This window comes from Streptococcus sp. oral taxon 061 (genome assembly GCF_964211575.1).
In the GTDB taxonomy this organism is placed as follows: domain Bacteria; phylum Bacillota; class Bacilli; order Lactobacillales; family Streptococcaceae; genus Streptococcus.
Genome location: NZ_CAXOQQ010000003.1, coordinates 111,526 through 135,887 on the forward strand (window position 1 = coordinate 111,526; position 24,362 = coordinate 135,887).

A 24,362-nucleotide genomic window follows, 5' to 3' on the forward strand; every position below is an offset into this window, starting at 1 on the left:
ATATCAAAAAAAGCCAGATTTCTCTAGCTTTCTGTCATAATGCTTGTGATTTTAGTTTAGTTCTTTAACTGCAGCAATAGCAGCTTCAAAGTCTGGCTCCGTGTTGATATTGTCAACGTATTCTACATAACGGATGATATTGTTAGCATCGAGAACAAAGACGGCACGTGCAAGGAGATGCCATTCGTTAATCAAGAGGGCATAATCACGTCCGAAAGAATGGTCAAAGTAGTCTGAAAGCATGATGGCATTGTCAAGGCCTTCAGCCCCACACCAGCGTCCTTGAGCAAATGGTAGGTCCATAGAAACGGTAAGAACGACCGTGTTGTCAAGGTTGGCAAGTTCTTGGTTGAAACGACGTGTTTGCGTTGAGCAGATACCAGTATCGATAGAAGGGACAACACTCAAGACTTTTTTCTTTCCATCAAAGTCGGCTAGCGTTTTTTTAGAGAGATCGGTTGTCGTAAGAGAAAAGTCAAGTGCTTTGTCTCCTACTTGTAGTTGTTTTCCTGTAAACGTAACAGGGTTTCCGAGGAATGTAGTCATAAGCTACTCCAATCTTTTTTCTTTCATTTTACATTAAACGTTCAGACTTTTCCAATAGTTTGACCGAAAATTGATTAGACAAAAAACGCCAATACAAGGAGAATGACGTTTTTTAAATGTTTATTTTGCCAATCCTTCAGCAATCTTTTCAAGGTTGTATTTCATCATGTTGTAGTAGCTGTCGCCTTCTTTACCTTCTTCAGCGATTGAGTCCGTAAAGATTTGAGCATAGATTGGGATGTTTGTGTCTTGTGAAACAGTCTTCATTGGACGATCATCGACACTGGATTCAACAAATAGTGATGGAACTTTCATTTGGCGAAGTTTTTCAACCAAAGTCTTGATTTGGTCAGGTGTTCCTTCTTCTTCAGTATTGATTTCCCAGATGTAAGCACTTGGGACACCGTAAGCTTTAGAGAAGTATTTGAAGCATCCTTCGCTGGTTACGATGAGTTTCTTGTCCGCATCAATAGCGTTAAATTTCTCTTTGGCTTCCTTGTCAAGCTTGTCTAGTTTTTCAGTGTATTCTTTGAGATTTTTTTCGTAGAATTCCTTGTTTTTAGGGTCTTTAGCGATGAGTTGCTTAGCAATGTTTTGCGCATAAATGATCCCGTTTTCTAGGTTGAGCCAAGCATGTGGGTCTTCTTTCCCTTTTTCATTTTGGCCTTCTAAGTAGATGATATCAACGCCTTCACTGACTGCAAAGTAGTCTTTGTTTTCAGTTTTCTTAGCATTCTCAACTAATTTTGTAAACCAGGCATTTCCACCTGTTTCAAGGTTGATACCATTGTAGAAAATTAAGTCGGCTTGCGAAGTTTTCTTGACGTCTTCTGGTAGTGGCTCGTACTCGTGTGGATCTTGTCCTACAGGCACGATACTATGAAGATCAATCTTGTCTCCTGCGATATTTTTAGTAATATCAGCGATGATAGAGTTAGTTGCTACAACCTTTAGTTTTTGGTTTGTAGATGCTGTGTCTTTTTTTCCGCTAGCACAGGCAGCTAATCCAATGATAGCAAGAAAAAGAACAAGCAATGTACCTAATTTTTTCATTATATTCCTCCAGAGGGGCTCCCTCATTATTGTTTGATTTTTTTATTTTTCAGCTTCAGATAACGTTGTTTTGGTGCGATAAAGAAACTGATGAGAAAGAAACTTGCAGATGTCAGCACGATACTTGAACCTGCAGCCAGGTTAAAGCTATAACCGATAAAAAGTCCCAAGACAGAAGCTAGAGCTCCCAAGCCTGATGAAAGAAAAATCATGGTCTTTAGACTATTGGCGTAAAGATAAGCTGTCGCGGCTGGAGTAATCAGCATGGCTACGATAAGGATGGTTCCGACACTTTGCATAGCAGTCACTGACACCAAAGTCAAGAGTATCATGAGTAGATAGTGGTAGAAATTAACTGGCATGCCCATAGCTTTGGCTAGGAGTTCATCAAAGGATGTAATCAAGAGTTGCTTGAAGAAAATCCCGATAATCAATAGAATGAGAGCTCCCATACCGATGGTAATATACATGTCTATGTCTTGCACAGCTAAGATATTCCCAAAGAGAATATGGAAGAGGTCAGTCGAGCTTTTAGCCACACTAATCAAGATAATGCCCAGAGCCAATAAAGATGAAAAGGTAATCCCAATGGCAGTGTCACTCTTGATAATAGAGTTCCCCTTGATGTAGGTGATGATGACAGAGGCAAGCAGTCCAAAGATGATAGCACCAATAAAGAAGTCAATTCCTAAAATAAAAGAAAGAGCTACACCAGGTAAGACAGCGTGCGAGATAGCATCTCCCATAAGGGACATACCACGGAGAATGATAAAGCATCCGACCGCTCCAGCAACAATACCAATCACAACAGCTGTAATCAAGGCATTTTGGAGAAAGTGGAAGTTCTGCAATCCATCTATAAATTCTGCAATCATAGGTCACCTCCATTGAAAAAGAGTCGGTCACCATAAGCTTGTTTGAGATTGGCTTGGGTGAAGGTCTCCTTTGTTGGACCAAAGGCAATTAGCTCCTTGTTGAGAAGGAGTACTTGGTCAAAATAATGGGCAACCTTGCCGAGGTCATGGTGAACGATAAGGACAGTCTTGCCAGCTTTTTTAAGTTCTCTCAGCGTGTTCATGATGATCTCTTCACTGACAGAGTCAATCCCCACAAAGGGCTCGTCTAAGAGAATATAATCAGCATCTTGAACTAGACAACGGGCAATCAAGACACGCTGGAATTGGCCACCAGAGAGTTGACTAATCTGACGATCTGCGTAGTCAGAAAGTCCAACAATTTCTAGTGCTTCAGCCACCTTTTGCCAGTGGTTTGCTTTTAAAGTGTGAAAGAGTGGAATGGATGGATAGAGTCCCAGAGAGACACATTCTTTTACCTTGATAGGAAAGTTGTAGTCGATATGAATTTTTTGCTCGACATAAGCAACTTTCTTAAGAGATTTTTTCATTTCTTTATCATCGATAAAAGCATGTCCTTCATGTGGGATAATACCCAACATACTTTTTAACAAGGTTGATTTTCCAGCACCGTTTGGACCAAGAATTCCGGTAATCGTTGGTCCTTGGAGCACTAGTGAAATATCCTTTAGTGCCAACGTTTCTTTGTAGGAGACACTGAGGTTTTCGATACGTATCATACAGTTGTAATCCTCCTGCCTTTTAATATACATTAAAAAAAAAATTAAGTCAAGTTAATTTTCTTAAAAATTTAAAATATTAATAATAAAATCAAATAGGAGGAGGCGCCATTTTTAATTGCATTCCCCAGGGATTTTTGCTAAGCTAGGAATAAGTGAAAAATGAAAGCGAGAACAAGATGACACGTTATCAAGATGATTTTTATGATGCTATAAATGGTGAATGGGAAAAGACTGCAGTCATTCCAGCTGATAAATCACGAACGGGTGGTTTTATCGACCTTGACGAAGAAATCGAAGAGTTGATGCTAACGACGACGGACAAGTGGTTGGCAGGAGAAGATGTTCCAGAAGATCCTATCCTAACAAACTTTGTCAAATACCATCGTATGGTGAGAGATTTCGACAAGCGAGAAGCTGATGGGATCGAGCCAGTCTTTCCTTTGCTCAAGGAATACCAAGATTTGGAAAGTTTTGAGGACTTCGCAAGCAAATTAGCAGTGTTTGAATTAGCTGGCAAACCAAACTTCCTTCCATTTGGTGTATCACCAGACTTTATGGATGCTAGAACCAATGTTCTTTGGGCTAGTGCTCCAGGAACTATCTTGCCAGATACAACCTACTATGCTGAAGACCATCCACAGCGCGAGGAATTATTGAACCTTTGGAAAGAAAGTACTGCTAATCTTCTCAAAGCCTATGACTTCTCAGATGAAGAAATCGAAGATCTTTTAGAGAAACGATTGGAGTTGGACCGCCGTATCGCAGCTGTCGTACTTTCAAATGAAGAGAGTTCAGAATATGCTAAACTTTACCATCCATATTCTTATGAAGATTTCAAGAAGTTTGCGCCTGCCTTACCTCTCGATGACTTTTTCCAAGCAGTGATTGGTCAAACTCCAGATAAGGTTATCGTAGATGAGGAACGTTTCTGGCAAGCAGCAGAGCAATTCTATAGTGAAGAAGCTTGGCCTTTACTCAAGGCAAGCTTGATCTTGAGTTTGGTCAATCTTTCAACAAGCTATTTGACAGATGAGATTCGCATTTTGTCAGGTGCTTATGGCCGTGCCCTTTCAGGAGTTCCAGAAGCCCAAGACAAGCGCAAGGCTGCTTACCACTTAGCCCAAGGACCATTCAAACAAGCTCTTGGCCTTTGGTATGCCCATGAAAAATTCTCTCCAGAAGCCAAGGCGGACGTTGAGAAAAAAGTGGCAACTATGATTGATGTTTATAAGGAACGCTTGGCTAAGAACGACTGGCTGACACCTGAAACACGAGAAAAAGCTATCGTCAAACTCAATGTTATCAAGCCTTATATTGGTTATCCAGAAGAGCTACCAGCTCGCTATATGGACAAGGTAGTGGATGAATCTGCTAGCCTCTTTGAGAATGCCCTAGCATTTGCGCGTGTGGAAATCAAGCACAGCTGGAGCAAATGGAACCAGCCAGTTGACTACAAGGAGTGGGGAATGCCAGCTCACATGGTTAATGCCTACTACAATCCACAAAAGAACTTGATTGTCTTCCCTGCTGCTATCTTACAGGCTCCATTCTATGACTTGCATCAGTCATCTTCTGCCAACTATGGTGGTATCGGAGCGGTTATCGCCCATGAAATCTCTCATGCCTTTGATACAAATGGGGCTTCATTTGATGAAAATGGTAGTCTCAAGGATTGGTGGACAGAGAGCGACTACGCAGCCTTTAAAGAAAAAACACAGAAGGTTATCGACCAGTTTGATGGTCAAGAATCTTACGGTGCAAAAATCAATGGCAAATTAACTGTATCCGAAAACGTTGCCGACCTAGGAGGAATTGCTGCTGCCCTTGAAGCTGCCAAGAGAGAGCCTGACTTCTCAGCTGAGGAATTCTTCCATAACTTTGCTCGTATCTGGCGTATGAAAGGTCGTCCAGAGTTGATGAAACTCATGGCTAGCGTCGACGTGCACGCACCGGCTAAACTTCGAGTTAATGTCCAAGTGCCAAACTTTGATGACTTCTTTACAACCTATGATGTCAAAGAAGGTGACGGAATGTGGCGTGCACCTGAAGACCGCGTGATTATTTGGTAATCAAAAAACCAAGGATGGATTCCTTGGTTTTTATATTTTAGAAAAAGGGATTAAATACTTTTTCATGGGCGATAGTCGTAGCAGATCCATGGCCTGGGTAAACATCATAGTTTGGTAGGGTGAAGAGCTGATTACGAATACTGTCAAGCATTTGCTCCAAACTACCTGTTGGGAGGTCATCACGGCCAATTGTTTCACGGAAGAGCGTGTCTCCGGTTAAGACTAAGTGTCCATCTGGGAAAACGAGTGAAACACCACCAATAGAGTGGCCTGGAGTTGGTAAGACTGTGAAGCGGAATTCTTCAATCTGATATTCTTCATGAAAAACATAGGTATGTTCAGCTGGTCTACACACGACATCCGCCATATCATCGTGTCTAGGAAGACCAGAAAGATTATCAACAGGAGTATAGAGCCAAGAAGCTTCACTCTCTGCTACATAGACTGGAGGATTTCCAAAAGTATCTCTAACCAAGTCTAGACTCAAGATATGGTCATAGTGGGTATGGGTCAGGAGAATAGCGCAGATAGGTTTGTTAATGGTCTCAATAACGCTACGAATCTCAGCCCAATGGCTACCGGGGTCAACCACAATCAAGTGATTCTCACCTTCAATGTAGTAGGTATTTTCATAAGCAACAGGATTCACGGTTCTGTGAATTTTCATAAGTTCTCCAATCTCATAGAATATACTGCTACTAGTATAACACAGAAGAGTAAAATTAGGAAAAAATAGGAACAAACAAGAAAGTCCCTCCAGAAAGGAAGGGACTTTTAACTCATTAAAAATGATTTTTCCAAGCTTGGAAGCGAGCATCCAGTAGGAGTTGCGTCAGATTTCTTAAGATTTCTACTTGTTGAGGCTCTAGTGTTTGAGCTTGGGAAACCAGTTGATGAATGTGCTCGATAGCACCGGTAGAAGATAAATCATTGATAGAATTGATCCCAGACTCTAGAATAGTTCCAAAGAAGAGATTGAAATATAGCTCTAGTTCTTCATCCGGGACACTGTCCATCCATTCCTTTAGAGCGTCTTTGATTTGTAGACTTTCACTACTAATTTCCTCTAGTTGGACAAGGTGAGTTCCTTCAGTTTGCCAGCTGAAAGTATTGTGTTGGGCGATACCACCTAAGGCCAGACTGCGCACAACAATAGGAGTATCAGGAATTTCAAGCATCATTCCAATAACAGATCCCTGGGGTACATAACGGTGAATTTTTGGGATTACTTCCTGATAGCCACTGGTTTCAGTCAGATGAGCCTGCAAACCAGGAGCATCGTAAGTAAAAACTGCAGATATTTTTTCTTGCAATTCAGGCTGGATTTGACTTGCAGCATAGACGGCTAGATTACCACCTTTAGAATGTCCGGCAATGATTACTTTTTGCTTTGGATATTGTTTAAAGAAATCTTCCAAGTATTCAAGAGCATGTTTTTGAGCAGGGATTTCCTTCATATAGGTCATATGGAAATCTTCCTTCCAGCCAATAATACTATCGTCTGTGCCACGGAAGACAATCAGATAGGTATCTAGATTCAGACGATAGGTCATAGCAGCGAATTGTTTTTGGAGTTCCACATCAATATCATTAACGAAGTTAGAAAGCTTGCTATTTTTAAAACGCTTGTGTGTGGAGAGTTGATCTAATAGTTGCAGACGTTCTTTATTGGTCAACATGTTACTTTCTCGAGGGACACGTGTTGCGACATCTAGTAAGCGATTATCTGACTCGTCTAGTAAGTTATCAAAAGAAAGATAGGTCAGCTCAGTCAGAGCTAGTATATCCAGTTCATTTAAGGGAATATCATAAAAAGAATCGTATTGAACATCAGTTAGATAGTCAAAAATATTGGCCATGAGAATTCCTTTCTTAACTTTTATCATATCAGATTTGCATCAATTTCGCTAGTAGTCAGAAGAATTTTGCTATAATATAGAAAAAGGAGGAGCAGATGCATAAGATTTTACTAGTAGAAGATGATCCAGTAATCCGTCAGCAAGTTGGGAAAATGCTCTCCGAATGGGGTTTTGAAGTAGTCATGGTAGAAGACTTTATGGAAGTTCTGACACTATTTGTTCAGTCTGAGCCTCATCTGGTCCTGATGGATATTGGATTGCCTCTCTTTAATGGTTATCATTGGTGTCAGGAAATTCGCAAGATTTCCAAAGTTCCTATTATGTTTCTGTCTTCAAGAGACCAGGCTATGGATATCGTGATGGCTATTAATATGGGAGCAGACGATTTTGTGATCAAGCCTTTTGACCAGCAGGTCCTTTTAGCTAAGGTACAGGGTTTGTTGCGCCGCTCTTATGAATTTGGAAGGGATGAGAGTCTCCTAGAGTATGCTGGAGTTATTCTCAATACCAAGTCTATGGATGTGCATGTCAATGGAAAAGCTATCAGTTTAACAAAGAATGAATTTCAGATTTTACGAGTTTTATTTGAACATGCAGGAAATATCGTAGCGCGTGATGATTTGATGCGGGAACTCTGGAACAGTGACTTTTTTATTGACGACAATACCTTGTCTGTTAATGTCGCTCGCTTGCGCAAGAAACTGGAGGAAGAAGGTTTGATTGGTTTTATCGAAACCAAGAAAGGGATAGGGTATGGATTGAAACATGCTTGATATTAAAAGTTTTTTTCTAGCTTATATCCGTTCGCGTAGCCGTTTTTTTGCTTTTATTCTATCGCTTACAGGTTTGCTTTTTCTCTTTGAAATCTTGTTTGATAAGCAAGGGCCCTACTTTAACTATTTCTTCTTTCTATCTACATTTTTGACATTTTTGTTTTTGGTATTTGATTTCTTGATAGAATTGCAACGTTATCGTAAGGAATTGCTCTATGGGGAAAGAAAAGCTAAGTCACCAATGGAAGTCCTTCTAACTGAAAAATTGGAGAAAAGTGAATCTGAACTTTATCAAAAGAAATCAGATGCTGAAAACCGCTATAATGATTTGGTGGACTACTATACACTCTGGGTTCATCAGATAAAAACACCAATTGCAGCCAGTAAACTCCTAGTGAGCGAGGTGGTGGATCGCCAACTGAAGCAACAGATGGAGCAGGAAATTTTTAAGATTGATTCCTATACCAACCTCGTTCTCCAATATCTACGCTTAGAAAGCTTCCATGATGATTTGGTTTTGAAGAAAGAAAATATAGAAGATCTGGTCAAGGAAGTCATTCGCAAATATGCTATTTTCTTTATCCAGAAAGATCTAAGTATTAATCTGCATGACTTGGACAGAAGGATTGTGACGGATAAAAAATGGCTGTTGGTAGTAATTGAACAAATCCTATCAAATAGCCTCAAGTACACAAATGAAGGTGGGGTTGAAATCTACATGGAAGGTTCAGACCTTTGCATCAAAGATACTGGGATTGGTATCAAAAACAGTGATCGGTTGCGAGTCTTTGAACGTGGATTTTCAGGATATAATGGTCGAATGACCCAGCAGTCATCTGGACTTGGGCTCTATCTAACCCAGAAAATCAGCCAAGAATTAGGACACCAAATTCAAATAGAATCCGAGCTTGGGCAAGGAACAACGGTGAGGATTAAGTTCTCTGAAGTGAATTTACTGATTGAATGAAAAGAATTGTGAAGAGCTTGGAAGAAACCTTTCAAGCTCTTCTTTAGACCTTGATATAGTGAGAAAAAAGGCTTCAATTAGATAAAAAATGTAATCTTACAAAAATGTAAGATTAAAGGCCTCTTTTGTAAGGTTATGTTATGGCAAGCCCTCTTTTTTTGGAGTAAACTTAGAGCATAAAGAAAAAGGAGAGGAACCATGAAAACAATTTTACAAAAGAAACAAACAAGTAAGCCGAGTCCAAGGGATATCGAGCGAGTTCAAATCGGCATCGAAATGATGCAAGCTCAGTTTCAATTAATGGGATATTAAAAAGGAGAAGTTAAAATGACACTATTAGATGTAAAACACGTTCAAAAGATTTATAAAACTCGCTTTCAAGGCAACCAAGTAGAAGCCCTGAAAGATATTCACTTTACCGTTGAAAAAGGCGACTACGTCGCTATCATGGGTGAGTCTGGGTCTGGTAAATCTACTCTACTGAATATTCTAGCTATGCTTGACAAGCCAACGCGTGGCCAGGTCTTCCTAAATGGAACTGACACAGCTACCATTAAAAATTCTGAAGCATCAAGCTTCCGTCGTGAAAAGTTAGGCTTTGTCTTCCAAGACTTCAATTTGTTAGATACGCTTTCTGTTAAAGACAATATCTTACTCCCTTTGGTATTGTCTAGAAAGCCTATTACAGAAATGATGAAAAAATTGGTCGTGACGGCCGAAAATCTTGGCATCAATCAATTGCAGGAGAAGTACCCTTATGAAATCTCTGGAGGGCAAAAACAAAGGGTAGCAGTTGCACGGGCTATCATCACAGAACCAGAAATTCTCCTTGCTGATGAGCCAACAGGTGCCCTAGACTCTAAATCATCTGCTGCCCTCCTTGATATCTTTGATCAGATCAACGAGCAAGGGCAAACCATTCTCATGGTGACCCACTCAACAGCAGCTGCTAGCCGTGCAAAACGTGTTCTTTTCATCAAGGACGGTATTCTCTATAATCAAATCTATCGTGGTGAAAAGACGGATCGTCAGATGTTCCAAGAAATCTCTGACACCTTGACTGTTATGGCAAGTGAGGTGAACTAGTATGTTTCGATTAACCAATAAGTTGGCCATATCCAACTTAATTAAAAACCGCAAACTCTATTATCCGTTTGCTTTGTCTGTCATTTTAGCAGTCACAATTAGCTATCTCTTTTACTCTCTAGCCTTTAATCCTAAAATTGTGGATTTACGTGGTGCATCTGCTATACAATTTACCCTACAACTAGGGCTTGTCGTTGTGACACTTGCATCTGCCATTATCGTGCTTTATGCCAACAGTTTTGTCATGAAAAATCGCTCCAAAGAACTGGGTGTATATGGTATGTTGGGACTAGAAAAGCGCCATTTAATTGGTATGACCTTTAAGGAACTCTTGATATTTGGGCTAGTAACAGTCACTGCCGGGATTGGAATTGGTGCCCTCTTTGATAATCTGATTTTCGCTTTGCTACTTAAACTTGCAAAGATGAAGGTGGAGCTAGTCGCAACCTTCCAATGGTCCGTAGTGCTTTCAATCCTTCTGGTATTCGGTTTTATCTTTTTAGTCATCGTTTTCCTGAACGCTGTACGCATTATCCGTATGGATGCTCTCCAGCTTTCTAGAGAAAAAGCGAAGGGTGAGAAGAAGGGGCGTTTCCTAGTTCTTCAGACACTTGTAGGGCTAATAGCTCTAGGAAGTGGCTACTACCTAGCACTAAGCGTAACAGATGCTTTCAAAGCTGTCGCTACTTTCTTTATTGCGGTTATGTTAGTTATTGTAGGGACCTATCTCTTATTCAATGCTGGTATTACAGTTTTCTTACAGTTGCTCAAGAAAAACAAGCGATATTACTACCAACCTAACAACCTCATCTCTGTTTCTAACCTTATCTTTCGTATGAAGAAAAATGCTGTCGGATTAGCAACCATTGCCATCCTTTCAACCATGGTTTTGGTTACTATGTCTGCAGCTACTAGTATCTACAACGGATCTGAGAATATGAAAAAACTCATGTATCCTCATGATTTTGATGTTAAGGGACAACATGTAGAAGTTGAGGATTTAGACAAGCTTTTGACTCAATACGCTAGCGAAAAGAACCTAACCATCAGCAATAAGGACGTCCTCAATTATGCAAGTTTCGGTCTTTCGAGTCAAGAGGGGACCAAATTAACCATCTTTGAAAAAGGGCAAAACAATGTCATGCCTAAGACAGTCTTCCTGGTTTTTGATCAAAAAGATTATGAAAAAATGACTGGACAAAAGCTAAACCTTACTGGTAACGAAGTAGGACTTTGGGCTCGAAATGACCAACTTAAAGATCAGAAAGCATTTAGTCTGAACAATCAGAACTATACAATCAAGGAAGCAATCCAGCAGGATTTTATTGCCAATCATGTTTCCAATCCCTATGTACTATTGGTATCGGATTATAACTATCTTGTAGTAGCTGATATTCAAAGTTTTTTGGAACAGTACCAGAATTCAGCTGTATACACACAGCTCTACGGTGGTATGGATGTAACAGCTAGTCTAGAGGAACAGTTAAAGCTATCTGATGATTTTGAGGAGTTTGTAAATAATTTTAGTCATAATCTCAAAAATGAAGACGGTATGGTTTTTGGTGGAGGCACTGCAAGTGACGCAATTGCCCAAATGAATGCTCTCTTTGGAGGAGTTCTCTTTATTGGTATTTTCCTCTCTATCATCTTTATGATTGGAACAGTACTCGTCATCTACTATAAACAAATCTCAGAAGGTTATGAAGACCGTGAACGCTTTGTCATCCTGCAAAAAGTAGGTTTGGACCAAAAACAAATCAAGCAAACTATTAACAAGCAGGTCTTGACCGTCTTCTTCCTCCCTGTAATCTTTGCCTTTCTTCACTTGGCATTTGCCTATCATATGTTGAGCTTAATTCTCAAGGTTATTGGGGTAGTAGATACAGCTATGATGTTAAGCGTAACACTTTCTATTTGTGGTATCTTTGCCCTCATCTACGTACTTATCTTTATGATTACTTCAAGAAGCTATCGTAGAATTGTTCAAATGTAAAAACAGAAACATCAAAAAAGAGAGTGGGACAGAATTCGTTAATTCGTTAGAATTCGATTTCGTCGTCCCACCTCCGCACAGTTGAGTAGGGCTGTAAAAGCTGATGAAATCAGCGTAGTAGAGCCCACTCAACCACTGCGTCTTGCTCGACAATCCAAAGACAATTGAGAGGCTAGGACTTTTGTCCCAGGTTTTATCTCTTATTTCTCAACACGTGATTTGTTGGCGAGATCAGCTAGGATTGCTGCTACAAACTCATCATCTTTAAACATTAAAAAGGTATCTACTTTCAGAGGAGATATCGTTTTTCTTCTTCTTCGGATAAGGATACAAAAATTTCTTCCTTTCTCTATCTTTTAAATGAATTGATTTCTTCAGAGAAAGACTGTAAAATTTTTGATATAATATGTAGGATGGACTGATGGATATTTAAAAGATAATGTTCAAAAGAATCACAGCTAAGAATTAAAAACATGTCAGTTTGGACAGAAGTCTCTCTACCATCATCCATGCAGAAACAAGATTATATGAAATAAAAGGAGTAACCAATGTCCGGAAACTATTCAACACGTGAATTCCGCGAGAAACTATATGATGACCTTCATGTTCGATTGAGAGATACACTGATTTTGATGTGTTCGATTTTTATTGCCTCTATAGGTCTAAATATGAATTCAACAGCAGTCGTTATTGGAGCCATGCTGATTTCCCCTCTTATGACACCGATTGTTGGACTGGGGTTTGGTTTAGCTATTTTTGATACGCGTTTAATCAAGCAATCTCTACAGGTTTTACTTACTCAAGTATTGGTCAGTTTGCTTGTCTCGACTTTGTATTTCTGGATGTCTCCCTTATCTTATGCAAGTAGCGAGTTGATTGCACGAACCTCTCCAACCATTTGGGATGTTCTCATTGCTATTGCTGGTGGGATAGCAGGGTTCATTGGTTCAAGGAAAAAAGAAGCAAACAATATCGTACCAGGAGTAGCCATCGCAACAGCTCTGATGCCACCTATCTGCACTGCAGGCTATGGTTTAGCTAATGGAAATGTACGATTTTTATTTGGGGCCCTTTATCTTTTCTTGATCAACTGTGTCTTTATCATGCTAATCAACATTGTTGGAACAAGAATTTTTATGAGAAAATCTCCCTTAAGTTCATTTAATGAGCTAAACATTAAAATGAAAATTGGGTTGATATCCTTGATTGTATTATTGATCCTTCCAGCCAGCTATTCAGCAGTCACTCTGACGATGGATCAAGCGCGAAAAGAAGGAATCAAACAGTTTGTAGGAAATGAGTTCGCCAATCATACGGTCATTAATCAAGTCTACAAGTCAAGTAATAATGAATTGGTCTTGACGGTTGTTGGAGGTCCGATTTCAGAAGAAGAATTAGAAACCATTCGCCAAAAACAAGCCTCTTACGGTATTCAATCTGTTCAATTGAAAGTCAAGCAATTCAACAATTCGGCAAAATTAGATAGTGAGACGATTAAGGAATTTTACGAAAACATTGACAAGTATATCGATCAAAAACTCTCTGAAAAAGATTCACAAGATGACATCGTAAAAGAAATTGAGGCAGACAAGGACTGAGGATAGTCAACTTATCTAACTCATGGAAGCAAATCTTGGGAGGATATCCTATATCCAAAAGTTAATGGATAGAAAGGATTGTTGATGAGGATACTATTTGTGGTGGCTTGACCAATCATTACTAACTCAGGTTAAATAAAATATAAAAAGCAACAACTGAAATAGTTGTTGCTTTTTCTTACTGATAAATGTTTCTCAGACTGTGATCGGTTTATTTCTCAACACGAGATTTATTGGCGATGTCTGCAAGAATCAATTCTACAAATGCATCTACTGGCATGGTTTCTGTTTCTTTTTGACCATAACGGCGAACGTTTACGGCTTGCTCTTCCATTTCCTTGTCACCAACAATCAATTGGTAAGGAATTTTTTGAGTTTGAGAAGCACGAATCTTGAACTGCATTTTTTCATTGCGTTCATCCACATCAGCACGGACACCACGGTCACGAAGTTTCTTAGCTACTTCCCAAGCGTAGTCCACGTGTTTTTCGTTAGATACTGGGATGAGGGTTACTTGATGTGGTGCAAGCCATGTTGGGAAGGCACCCTTGTAGTTTTCAATCAAGATAGCTGTGAAGCGTTCCATGGTTGAGATAACCCCACGGTGAATCATAACTGGGCGATGCTCTTCACCATCAGCTCCGATATATTTGAGGTCGAAGCGTTCTGGGAGCAAGAAGTCAAGCTGGATCGTAGAAAGGGTTTCTTCTTTTCCAAGGGCTGTCTTCACCTGGATGTCCAATTTTGGTCCGTAGAAGGCTGCTTCCCCTTCAGCTTCAAAGTAATCAACGCCCATCTCATCAAGAGCAGCACGAAGCATGGTTTGGGCATTTTCCCACATTTCATCGTTATCAAAGTACTTGTGAGTATCTTGAGGGTCACGAAGAGAGAGGCGGAAACGGTATTCATTCAAGTTGAAATCTTCATAAACATCGATAATCAATTGAAGAGCACGTTGAAATTCTTCTTGGATTTGTTCTGGAGTCACAAAGAGGTGACCGTCGTTCAGAGACATTTCACGCACACGTTGAAGACCAGTGAGGGCACCAGATTTTTCGTAACGGTGCATCATCCCAATTTCAGCGATACGGATTGGTAATTCACGGTATGAGTGAACATGGTGTTTAAAGACTTGAATGTGGTGTGGGCAGTTCATTGGGCGAAGGACGAATTCTTCCCCATCTCCCATATCCATAGTTGGGAACATGTCCTCTTGGTAGTGATCCCAGTGACCAGAAGTCTTATAAAGCTCTACAGAAGCAAGTGGTGGAGTGTAAACGTGTTGATAGCCAGAAGCCAACTCTTTATCGACGATGTAGCGTTCTAACTCACGACGGATTGTCGCACCATTTGGCAACCAGAATGGTAGACCTTGACCAACTTCTTGAGAAATCATGAAGAGATCAAGCTCTTTACCAAGTTTACGGTGGTCACGTTCTTTGGCTTCTTCACGCATTTGAAGGTAGTTTTTCAAGTCTTTCTTGTCGAACCAAGCTGTACCATAGATACGTTGCATCATGGCGTTGTCACTATTTCCGCGCCAGTAGGCACCAGCTACATGGAGAAGGTGGAAGATTTGGATACGGCCTGTTGAAGGGACGTGTGGTCCACGGCAGAGGTCCACGTATTCACCCTGACGGTAGATAGTCAAACCACCCTCGTCTTCTGAGTGTTCCTCGATCAATTCCAACTTGTAAGGGTCGTTTTTGAAGATTTCACGGGCTTCATCTTTTGTCACTTCTTCACGAATAGATGGGAAGTTTTCTTTACCGATTTTTTGCATTTCTTCTTCGATACGAGGAAGATCTTCGTTAGAGATTTGACCAGCTTGGTTATCAGTATCGTAGTAGAAACCATCTTCAATAGCTGGACCAACACCCAAGTGAATGTCTGGGAAGAGACGACGAGCTGCTTGGGCAAACAAGTGGGCTGCTGAGTGACGCAAGATATCCAATGCATCTTCGTGATCAGGTGTCACGATTTCGATGCTTCCATCTTCAGTGATCGCACGAGTAGTGTCGATGAGTTTGCCGTTAAATTTACCAGCAAGAGCTTTTTTAGCTAGAGAATTGCTGATTGATTGAGCAATTTCAAAAGTTGTAACGCCAGATTCGAATTCACGAACAGCGCCATCTGGGAATGTAATTTTGATCATGTGATTTCTCCTTATATTAGTTATCCATTATTTCTATAGCAGAAGTGTTTCCTATTTTGCAGTCTTAAATCAAGAAAAACAAAAAGCGACATCCTAAAAAGGACGTCGCAACGTGGTTCCACCTTCATTTATGTTCCTCAAAAAAGAGGGACACCTCTGATTGGCTCTAACGTGGCCACCGTTTTATGTTTGCATAAAAGTCAGTAGAGTAGTATCAGTTTAGGCTTCCTATGCGTTCTCAGCAACCACGCACTCTCTGGTAGAAAGGGGCTAAGTGACTTGTCTCTATGCATTATTATAGCATGATTGTGAGATTTTTCAAGGATTTTGTGAAAGTTTTTTGTTTTTCATTTTTTGCACTAGATTCTTAATAGCTACACCGACAGCCATACCCGCGAGGGCAAAGATTTCATAGGCTAGGAAGTAGAGAAGGATAAATTCTCCGAAAGTAATGATGGTAAAGCAAAAGAGCAAGCCAACTCCAATTAACCACCAAACTGAGAACTTGAAACGATAAGAGTAGAATAGTGATACTATGAAAGTCACCAGTGGAGAGAAGATAATAACGTTGCCGATGGTGAGCTCCTTCAAGATATAGTTTTTAGTAATAGTCCATAATAACAGCTCATAAAGTGGCCAATAAAAGAAAAATATGACCAGATAGTAGGGGAGATATTGCGAGAATTTACGCATGGTAATCACCTCTCTTTTCAAGATGTCAACTTAGATATCCTTCCTATAACTATTATAGCACTTTTGCGGTAAGAATAGTAAATCAGTTGACAAAGAACTTAGTTCTTGGTAGAATAAGAAATGTCGTAAAGACAAATAACTTCTTCTTGGTTACAGGCATGCCAACCTGTCACTCGGATGAAGCCAAATAAAAAGGAGAAACATCATGGCAATCTCAAAAGAGAAAAAAAATGAAATCATTGCACAATATGCACGTCACGAAGGTGATACAGGTTCAGTAGAGGTTCAAGTTGCTGTCCTTACTTGGGAAATCAACCACCTTAACGAACACATCAAACAACACAAAAAAGACCACGCTACTTACCGTGGATTGATGAAGAAAATCGGTCGCCGTCGTAACTTGCTTGCATACTTGCGTAAAAATGACGTTAACCGTTACCGTGAGTTGATCAACTCTCTTGGACTTCGTCGTTAATTCAAGATACAAAGGCCGTCAAAAGCACAAAGCAAAAATAGGAAAATTGACGAAGAAACTTCAGTTTCTAGGAGATTTTATCTTTTTTGCCAAGTGCTTAGGCCGTGTTCAATTGAGCACATCTTGAAAATAAAGCTACTCTAGTTGAGTAGCTTTTTATTTTTGTCACCTTACCTCGATATACTCAAGTATAATCTTCGGTTACGGTTCCTAGCAATGTAAGGTAAAATAAACCAGAATGATCTCCCTCCGGGGAGATTTTTTGTTTCACTAAGATTTTAGCCCGAGCTCAAATCAGCTCTCTGACTTCAGAGGGCTTTTTTGTGTGCTTTTTTCTAGTCTTGTTCCTGATTTAGAAATGTGGTATACTAATTATGAAAATTGTCTAAATTTTTAATATTTGATTAAGGGAGGGTTTCATGCTTTCCAAATTTTCTGGAAGCCATCAAAACCTGAGATATTGTTTTTTACTAGCTATCCTGTTAGGAACTTTGGGGATTTCTCTGTTTCTGGCAGTTTCTATGGGGTCTGTTCAAATTAGCTTGAGTGATACCTATCGGATAATTTTGAGTCAGTTAGGGGCTCCTTTTGAGATAGGAGACATTTCAAAGTCTACGCTTGCTATTGTTTGGAATATGAGATTACCACGGGTTTTTCTTGCTTTGATTGTGGGTGCAGGCCTTTCCATGTGTGGTAGTGTCATGCAGTCAACGGTCAACAATCCAATAGCAGAGCCCTATGTATTAGGAATTTCAGCCGGGGCAACCTTTGGAGCAACTTTGAGTATTATTCTTGGATTTAAAGTTATGATTGGTCTAGGTTCTTTCCTAGGAGCGATTTTAGCAACAGTTGCAGTTCTTCTCATTGCGTCTATGCAGGGCAGGATGACAACTTCTAGCCTCATTTTATCAGGGACGGTTGTCAATGCACTATTTTTGGCTTTTTCAAACTTTATTATCTCTATTGGGGCCAATGCTGATAGCGTTATGACCATCAAGTTTTGGACCATGGGTTCTTTAGCGGGGATCTCATGGGCTCACTTAACCTTGCCAACTATAATCGTGGGAATCGCCTTTTTATTTTTCTCTACACAATACCGTGTTTTCAATGCCATGATGATGGGTGATGAGGCGGCTTTGACTTTGGGAATTCCCTTGCGTTTTTATTGGTATCTCTATGTGACGATTGTAGCTGTGATGACAGCTATCTTGGTATCGACCTGTGGGATTATCGGTTTTGTCGGTTTGATTACACCGCATTTGGCTCGAAGTTTGGTAGGGACAAATTACAAAAGGCTTTTTCCGATTGCAACCTTACTAGGCGCCCTCTTTGTCGTCTGGGCAGATGTCTTTGCTCGCATTCTGATTCAAAATGCTGAACTTCCGATTGGTATTTTCACGGCCCTAGTAGGTGCACCTTTCTTTATCTACATGGTTGCAAGTAGACGAAGGGAGGTGAGAGTCTGATATGGATTTAATGTGTCAGGATATTCACTTTGGAATCGGAGAAAAAAAGATTCTCAAAGGAGTCTCACTTAAACTTGAGGGAGACCAATTTCATACTATTTTGGGACCAAATGGAAGTGGAAAGACCAGCTTGCTGAAACTCTTTTATCGACAGGAAAAGCCGAATCAGGGCTTGATTTCTTTAGATGGGAAGCCTATAGACCAAATGAGCGTCAAAGAAACGGCAAAGCAGATGGCAGTCATCACGCAGTTTAATCAACTTCAGTTTGATTGTACGGTTGAGGAGATTGTCATGCTGGGCAGAACTCCTCATCTCTCTTTCTTGCAAAAGGAAAAAGACAGAGACTTTGCTTTGGTTGAGGATGCTTTGGTCAAGGTAGATATGCTCGAAAAGAGAAATCGACTCTACTCTTCTTTGTCAGGGGGAGAGAAGCAGCGGGTTCTGTTAGCACGCGCCTTGGCCCAAGAGCCGACACTCTTGCTCTTAGATGAACCGACGAATCATTTGGATATCAAGTATCAGCTAGACTTATTGACCATTGTCAAAAATCTTCAGATCAATGTGCTAGCTGTCTTGCATGATATTCAGCTGGCTTGTCGCTATTCAGACTATATCTACCTAATGAAAGAAGGGGAGATTGTTTACCAAGGTACTCCAAAAGAGACCATCACACCCGAGTCATTGCAGGCTGTCTATGGCGTTCAAAGTAAGGTAACTTGGACAGAAGATCAGCAAGCCATGATTCACTATTTATAAAAATTAAAAAGGAAAATAAAAACATGAAAAAAACACTTAGTATTTTGCTTGTAACAGTAGCTACCTTATCTTTGGCAGCGTGTGGTAACGCATCTAAAGAAACAGCAACGGCACCGGCTACAACAGAAGCTAGTCAAAAAGCTAATACAGAAACCAGCTACCCTGTGACTATCAAAACTTATGATGCTAAAGGAAACGAAATCGAACAAGTATTTGAAAAGGCACCTGAAAAGGTCATCACCAACAACCTTTCAACAACTGAAATCCTACTTGAACTCGGTTTGAAGGATAAAATTGCTGGTATGCTCAATCCTGATAATGCTGTAACTGGTAAATACAAGGATGCTATTGAAGCCATCCCTCACATTGGTGATAAAAAATCTGTCTCACAAGAAACAGTTCTTTCTTATGAACCAGATGCCTTGATGGGACGCAACATGATGTTTTCTGAAAAGTCAATGGGAACCATTAGTGCATGGAATGAAAACAAAATCCCTGTTTATACGCAAAAAGCTTCACTTTCAACTATCCAACAAGATTTAGGAAATATCGTAGAAGATGTGAAGAATCTTGGTACCATTTTCAATGTCCAAAACAAGGCTAACCAATATGCCGAGCAATTACAAGCTAAAATCGATGCGGTTAAGAAAGCAAACCCAGAAACACAGGGTGAAAAGAAAAAGGCTTTGATTATGGTGGCCTACAATGATGAAACCTTTGGTGCCTACAAGTCAGCCCTACAAGAAAGTTTGCTCAACCAACTTGGTTATACCAATGTCGCAACAGGAACTTCTGGCTTGACCCTGGAAAATCTAGTGTCAATGGATCCAGAGTTGATTATCTATGTAACTAGCGATCGTAATCAAAAGTTAGATGAAAAAGCAGTGGATTTGATGAAGGCAAATGCTGTTTTGGAAAATGTCCCAGCAATCAAGAATCAAAAAATCATGACTATCTCTTACGATGAGTTGATGGATTACGGTCCTGCAGTGATTGATTCCCTTGAAAAAATCAATGACTTTATCAAGAAATAAGGAGTTTAACTGGGAAGGGATTCGAGTTAGGGTCAGTCTTCCTTCAAACTATGATCCTCAACAAGCCTACCCAATGATTCTTTTAAATGATGGACAATTGGACTACTTATCAGACTTATCTCAATCTGTAATTTTGGTGGGTTTGATTCCAGAAAATCGTCTGGATGACTTTACACCTTGGAAGACTGGTGCTTTGAAAGAAGGGGCACCAGACTTTGGTGGAAAGGTAGACCAATACCATCAGAATCTATTTCAAGGAATTTTAAAAATTCTAAAAAAAGAATATTTGCTTGATGAAAGTCGAATTGCTTATGGTGGCTATTCACTGGGTGGTCTTGCTGCTATCTATAGTCTCTATAGTAGTTATCTTCCTGTTACCTGTATCTTTTCTATCTGTGGTTCCTTCTGGTATCCAGACTTTATAGACTTTTGTAGGGGACATGACTTGATACAGAGCCAAAGCCTGATTTATCTGCAAAATGGTCAGACAGAAGGTGCCAATCATTCCAATCGTCTGTCTAAGGCTCCTATTTATGCCAGAGATCTACATGATCTGATTTCAGAGAAAGTCCCTTCGACTTATTGCACATTTGATGCTTATGGGCATCATGAAGCTCTTAGGGAACGTTATCACTATTTTTGTGATTGGCTGAGAAAAGAGTGGGAGCTCAAGTAACCCCCTATAACACTCCTTGTTCATGGTAACTAGGAGTGTTTCTCTTGTATGCTGAGTCACTAGAATTTTCAAGTTCTCGGCCTTGACGGAAAGCCATCCCCTGTAATAGACTAAATTATGGTATAATGAATAGATAGAATCGAGGAAATTATGTCATTTACACAATTTAAATTTAAGAAATATATAGAAAAAGCTTTGGAGGAGTTGAAGTTTACGACTCCTACCGAGGTGCAGGAAAAGTTGATTCCTATTGTCTTAGCAGGTCGTGACTTGGTCGGTGAATCAAAAACAGGTTCAGGGAAAACTCATACTTTCTTACTTCCCATTTTCCAACAATTGGACGAAGAAAGCGATAGTGTGCAAGCCGTTATCACAGCTCCAAGTCGTGAGTTAGCAACACAGATTTATCAAGCGGCTCGTCAGATAGCATCACATTCAGATGTTGAGATTCGTGTTGTGAACTATGTTGGTGGTACAGACAAGGCCCGTCAGATTGAGAAATTGGCAAGTAACCAACCACATATTGTCATCGGAACTCCAGGTCGTATCTATGACTTGGTAAAATCGGGTGATTTGGCTATCCATAAGGCTAAGATTTTTGTTGTCGATGAAGCCGACATGACCTTGGATATGGGGTTCTTGGAAACAGTTGATAAGATTGCAGGAAGTCTTCCGAAAGACTTGCAGTTTATGGTCTTTTCAGCAACTATTCCACAAAAACTGCAACCATTCTTGAAAAAGTATTTGTCAAATCCTGTCATGGAGAAAATCAAGACCAAAACTGTTATCTCTGATACCATTGACAACTGGTTGATTTCGACCAAGGGTCGTGACAAGAATGCTCAGATTTATGAGTTGACTCAAGTCATGCAGCCGTATCTCGCCATGATTTTTGTCAATACAAAAACTCGTGCGGATGAATTGCACACATACTTAACAGCTCAAGGATTAAAGGTGGCAAAGATCCATGGGGATATTGCACCTCGTGAACGCAAACGTATCATGAATCAGGTGAAGAACCTTGATTTTGAGTATATTGTTGCGACTGACCTGGCTGCGCGTGGGATTGACATCGAAGGTGTCAGCCACGTTATCAACGATGCTATTCCACAAGACTTGTCCTTCTTTGTTCACCGTGTTGGACGAACTGGACGTAATGGTCTACCAGGTACAGCCATCACCCTTTATCAGCCAAGTGATGACTCTGATATTCGTGAGTTAGAGAAATTAGGAATTAAGTTTGTACCTAAGGTTGTTAAAGATGGAGAGTTCCAAGACACTTATGACCGTGACCGTCGTGCCAATCGTGAGAAGAAGCAGGAAAAACTGGATATCGAAATGATTGGGCTGGTCAAAAAGAAAAAGAAAAAAGTCAAACCAGGCTATAAGAAGAAAATCCAGTGGGCGGTCGATGAAAAACGCCGTAAAACCAAGCGTGCTGAAAGTCGTGCCCGTGGACGTGCAGAACGTAAAGCTAAGCGTCAAACGTTTTAGAATTGAGACAGTAGAACCAGGTGGTTTTACTGTTTTTTTGACTCTTAAAGCCTAAGATAGTGTAAGCAAAAAACGTTAATTAATTTGGACAGCAAACAAGAAATCGTCATAAAGACTGATGCTATAGGATTTTTAATCAATACTTTGATTCCAGAAAATATTTGAAAACATTCTTAATTTATGTTATTCTAAAAAAAAAACAGATTTTAAAAAAATATTAAATCTGTTAAAGAAAAGAGGTCATTATGGCAAAAGGAATGTTTAAGCAAGAACGTTTTTCGTTTCGTAGAATGAAAGTTGGATTGGCATCTGTGGCTATCCTCTTTGCTTTTGCACAACTTGGACAAGTTTCTGCTGATGAAACTAGTAAAGTTTCGTCAAGTGAAATTACTAAGGTAACTGAGGCACCAAAAGTAGTTGAAGAAGTCAAATCGCCTATTGAAGTTGCAACTGAAGAAATTGCAGCAGAAAGTGAAAAAGCTGTTGTAAAAGAATCAGAAGCAAAACCAGGCGATTTAATTGATGTTTCTACCAAACTATCACCTATTGATGTCAAAGAAAGTCAAGAAGGCAATCAAAAAGTCTATGTAGAAACAGCGACTGCAGAAGTTTCAAAAACAGAAGTGATTGCATCTAAAGATGAGACAATTCCGGCACCAGCAACGACGACTACTGAAGGTACAGTAACTGGCAAGGATGAAAAAGGAAATACATTTACTCAGTACGAACGAGTAGACAAGACAACAACTGTGGAAATAACTAAAACACCACCAACTGTAAAAAAAGCAGGAGCAGCTGATATTGTTTTCGTGGTTGACCGTTCAGGATCTATGGGAGGAACCATTAATACTGTTCGTAGAAATGTCAATGAGTTTGCAAGAAATCTTGCCAAAGATGGAGTAGCGGCACGTTTTGGATTAGCTACATATAGTGATGAAGTATACGGACGTCGATCAGGAAAAACTGACGAAGGTACAATTCTAACGAAATTTGGTGAGACTTATTTTACAACAGATCCAGTTGAACTTGAAAAAGCTTTAGAAAAAATTAAGATTGCACATGGGGGAGATTCTCCTGAAACAGCAACTCCTGCTCTCACAAAGATTGTTTCTACTTACGACTGGTCTAAGTCACCAAAAAATAAAAAGTTTGTGGTGTTGTTAACAGATGCTAGGATGAAAGAAGATCCGTCAATTCCATCTATCGATGAGACTTTAACAACTCTGAAAAAAGCTGGTATTGATAGAATCGTAGCGACAACCTTTTATAATCAACGAAACTATAAAGATTTTGTGTCTGAGGGACGTTTAATGGATATTGATCGTAACTTGGCTGATTCTTTAACTAAGGATGCAGCTTCATGGATTGTGGAAACAGTCAGTGAGGGACGTCAGTACAAGGTAACAAAAGACAGCTACCAATTCTACTTGGAACGTCGTACAACTGTGCCAGTTTTGGAGCAGAAAGCAACTCCTAAACCAGAACCTACTGCTTACAAACCAGAACCAGCTAAACTTCCTGAAACTGGAAGCAATGATACAAGAAATCAAAGCCTCATGGGACTTGGTCTATTGTTCGCTGGACTTGGATTAGCCCTAGGAAACAGAAAATCAAAAGAACAGTAGTATAAAGTAATAAAAAAACACTTGATGTGGGCTATATGCTTTCCGCTCAAGTGTTTTTTTATTATAATATGAGAGCTATTAGAATTAGACTAAAGTAGGTGTGGTTCAAATATTCTGATGGGATTTTTATGTTTCTTTACGATGATTTCCAGAAAAATTTCCTATAAATTTTAGCAATCGTTAAAACGATAACGTAAACGATACCCAAGATGGTTAAAACAAATTTTCCAGGACTCACTTCTGATCCGATAATAAAGATATGAAAGAGAGGAGCGAGGCCAATGCACACGTATATCAGATAAGTAACAAGGTTTAATTCACCAAATCTTGCAAAAAAAACTTTCATTTAAATTCTCCTACAATATACTTTTAATATCAGTATACTATAAATAAAAGAAAAGAACAAAAGATAAATCAATAAAAACAAAACACCTGAATTAGAGCTG

The 24,362-nt window shown here is 39.8% G+C and carries 22 protein-coding genes; 13 read left to right on the forward strand and 9 right to left on the reverse strand.

Annotated elements, in window-relative coordinates:
• Nucleotides 1-51: 51 nt before the first annotated feature.
• From tpx to AB8E63_RS03340, 4 genes are all read right to left on the reverse strand, one after another.
• The gene (gene tpx, locus AB8E63_RS03325; protein ID WP_368909926.1) at nucleotides 52-546 is read right to left on the reverse strand and encodes a thiol peroxidase; all 495 of its coding nucleotides are present in this window, start codon (nucleotides 544-546) and stop codon (nucleotides 52-54) included.
• A gap of 120 nt (nucleotides 547-666) precedes the next feature.
• The gene (locus tag AB8E63_RS03330) at nucleotides 667-1,599 is read right to left on the reverse strand and encodes a metal ABC transporter substrate-binding lipoprotein (RefSeq protein WP_368909927.1); all 933 of its coding nucleotides are present in this window, start codon (nucleotides 1,597-1,599) and stop codon (nucleotides 667-669) included.
• Between the two features lie 26 nt (nucleotides 1,600-1,625).
• Nucleotides 1,626-2,474 carry a metal ABC transporter permease gene (locus tag AB8E63_RS03335; protein WP_004251242.1) on the reverse strand — a complete coding sequence of 283 codons (849 nt, stop codon included), beginning with the start codon at nucleotides 2,472-2,474 and terminating at the stop codon, nucleotides 1,626-1,628.
• Complete coding sequence (locus AB8E63_RS03340; protein WP_368909928.1) at nucleotides 2,471-3,193, reverse strand: metal ABC transporter ATP-binding protein; 723 nt, start codon at nucleotides 3,191-3,193, stop codon at nucleotides 2,471-2,473. Before AB8E63_RS03340 ends, AB8E63_RS03335 begins: the two co-directional genes overlap by 4 nt.
• A gap of 179 nt (nucleotides 3,194-3,372) precedes the next feature.
• Here AB8E63_RS03340 and AB8E63_RS03345 point away from each other — a divergent pair, with 179 nt between their 5' ends.
• Nucleotides 3,373-5,265: a M13 family metallopeptidase gene (locus AB8E63_RS03345; RefSeq protein ID WP_368909930.1), complete on the forward strand. Its 1,893-nt coding sequence runs from the start codon at nucleotides 3,373-3,375 to the stop codon at nucleotides 5,263-5,265.
• A 37-nt stretch (nucleotides 5,266-5,302) separates the two neighbouring features.
• Here the strand turns inward: AB8E63_RS03345 and AB8E63_RS03350 are convergent, their stop codons facing one another.
• Both AB8E63_RS03350 and AB8E63_RS03355 read right to left on the reverse strand, forming a co-directional pair.
• Complete coding sequence (locus AB8E63_RS03350) at nucleotides 5,303-5,932, reverse strand: MBL fold metallo-hydrolase (RefSeq protein WP_368909931.1); 630 nt, start codon at nucleotides 5,930-5,932, stop codon at nucleotides 5,303-5,305.
• Between the two features lie 115 nt (nucleotides 5,933-6,047).
• Nucleotides 6,048-7,124, reverse strand: a complete 1,077-nt coding sequence (locus AB8E63_RS03355; protein ID WP_368910018.1) for a DUF2974 domain-containing protein — start codon at nucleotides 7,122-7,124, stop codon at nucleotides 6,048-6,050.
• Between the two features lie 95 nt (nucleotides 7,125-7,219).
• On the opposite strand from AB8E63_RS03355, the gene AB8E63_RS03360 reads away from it, so the two are divergent.
• The 5 genes from AB8E63_RS03360 (at nucleotide 7,220) to AB8E63_RS03380 (ending at nucleotide 13,541) form a co-directional block, all read left to right on the forward strand.
• Nucleotides 7,220-7,897: a response regulator transcription factor gene (locus AB8E63_RS03360; protein ID WP_368909932.1), complete on the forward strand. Its 678-nt coding sequence runs from the start codon at nucleotides 7,220-7,222 to the stop codon at nucleotides 7,895-7,897.
• Nucleotides 7,890-8,864 carry a sensor histidine kinase gene (locus tag AB8E63_RS03365; RefSeq protein ID WP_368909933.1) on the forward strand — a complete coding sequence of 325 codons (975 nt, stop codon included), beginning with the start codon at nucleotides 7,890-7,892 and terminating at the stop codon, nucleotides 8,862-8,864. The genes AB8E63_RS03360 and AB8E63_RS03365 overlap by 8 nt, the downstream gene beginning before the upstream one ends.
• A 327-nt stretch (nucleotides 8,865-9,191) precedes the next feature.
• Nucleotides 9,192-9,950 (forward strand): ABC transporter ATP-binding protein, encoded by a 759-nt coding sequence (locus AB8E63_RS03370; RefSeq protein WP_006152604.1) that lies wholly within the window; start codon nucleotides 9,192-9,194, stop codon nucleotides 9,948-9,950.
• Nucleotide 9,951: 1 nt separating this feature from the next.
• The gene (locus tag AB8E63_RS03375; protein WP_368909934.1) at nucleotides 9,952-11,943 is read left to right on the forward strand and encodes an ABC transporter permease; all 1,992 of its coding nucleotides are present in this window, start codon (nucleotides 9,952-9,954) and stop codon (nucleotides 11,941-11,943) included.
• A gap of 548 nt (nucleotides 11,944-12,491) precedes the next feature.
• Nucleotides 12,492-13,541 (forward strand): TIGR00341 family protein, encoded by a 1,050-nt coding sequence (locus tag AB8E63_RS03380; RefSeq protein WP_368909935.1) that lies wholly within the window; start codon nucleotides 12,492-12,494, stop codon nucleotides 13,539-13,541.
• Between the two features lie 211 nt (nucleotides 13,542-13,752).
• Here the strand turns inward: AB8E63_RS03380 and thrS are convergent, their stop codons facing one another.
• The gene (thrS, locus tag AB8E63_RS03385) at nucleotides 13,753-15,696 is read right to left on the reverse strand and encodes a threonine--tRNA ligase (RefSeq protein WP_368909936.1); all 1,944 of its coding nucleotides are present in this window, start codon (nucleotides 15,694-15,696) and stop codon (nucleotides 13,753-13,755) included.
• Nucleotides 15,697-16,014: 318 nt separating this feature from the next.
• Entirely contained in the window at nucleotides 16,015-16,389 is a 375-nt protein-coding gene (locus AB8E63_RS03390; protein WP_368909937.1) for a hypothetical protein, read from the reverse strand.
• 205 nt (nucleotides 16,390-16,594) lie between these two features.
• Between AB8E63_RS03390 and rpsO the strand changes: the two genes are divergently transcribed.
• The 7 genes from rpsO to AB8E63_RS03425 all read left to right on the forward strand — a co-directional run bounded on the left by rpsO (nucleotide 16,595) and on the right by AB8E63_RS03425 (nucleotide 23,916).
• Nucleotides 16,595-16,864 carry a 30S ribosomal protein S15 gene (gene rpsO / locus AB8E63_RS03395; RefSeq protein ID WP_001018251.1) on the forward strand — a complete coding sequence of 90 codons (270 nt, stop codon included), beginning with the start codon at nucleotides 16,595-16,597 and terminating at the stop codon, nucleotides 16,862-16,864.
• A gap of 419 nt (nucleotides 16,865-17,283) precedes the next feature.
• On the forward strand, nucleotides 17,284-18,330 hold the full coding sequence (locus AB8E63_RS03400; RefSeq protein WP_368909941.1) for a FecCD family ABC transporter permease: 1,047 nt from the start codon (nucleotides 17,284-17,286) through the stop codon (nucleotides 18,328-18,330).
• 1 nt (nucleotide 18,331) lies between these two features.
• Entirely contained in the window at nucleotides 18,332-19,087 is a 756-nt protein-coding gene (locus tag AB8E63_RS03405; protein ID WP_368909942.1) for an ABC transporter ATP-binding protein, read from the forward strand.
• Nucleotides 19,088-19,110: 23 nt separating this feature from the next.
• Nucleotides 19,111-20,121, forward strand: coding sequence for an ABC transporter substrate-binding protein (locus AB8E63_RS03410; RefSeq protein WP_368909944.1), 1,011 nt, complete (start codon nucleotides 19,111-19,113; stop codon nucleotides 20,119-20,121).
• Entirely contained in the window at nucleotides 20,102-20,797 is a 696-nt protein-coding gene (locus tag AB8E63_RS03415; protein ID WP_368909945.1) for an alpha/beta hydrolase-fold protein, read from the forward strand. Before AB8E63_RS03410 ends, AB8E63_RS03415 begins: the two co-directional genes overlap by 20 nt.
• A gap of 150 nt (nucleotides 20,798-20,947) precedes the next feature.
• The gene (locus tag AB8E63_RS03420) at nucleotides 20,948-22,291 is read left to right on the forward strand and encodes a DEAD/DEAH box helicase (protein ID WP_368909946.1); all 1,344 of its coding nucleotides are present in this window, start codon (nucleotides 20,948-20,950) and stop codon (nucleotides 22,289-22,291) included.
• A 245-nt stretch (nucleotides 22,292-22,536) separates the two neighbouring features.
• Nucleotides 22,537-23,916: a VWA domain-containing protein gene (locus AB8E63_RS03425; protein ID WP_368909947.1), complete on the forward strand. Its 1,380-nt coding sequence runs from the start codon at nucleotides 22,537-22,539 to the stop codon at nucleotides 23,914-23,916.
• A gap of 136 nt (nucleotides 23,917-24,052) precedes the next feature.
• Here the strand turns inward: AB8E63_RS03425 and AB8E63_RS03430 are convergent, their stop codons facing one another.
• Nucleotides 24,053-24,262 (reverse strand): hypothetical protein, encoded by a 210-nt coding sequence (locus AB8E63_RS03430; RefSeq protein WP_368909948.1) that lies wholly within the window; start codon nucleotides 24,260-24,262, stop codon nucleotides 24,053-24,055.
• Between the last annotated feature and the right edge of the window lie 100 nt (nucleotides 24,263-24,362).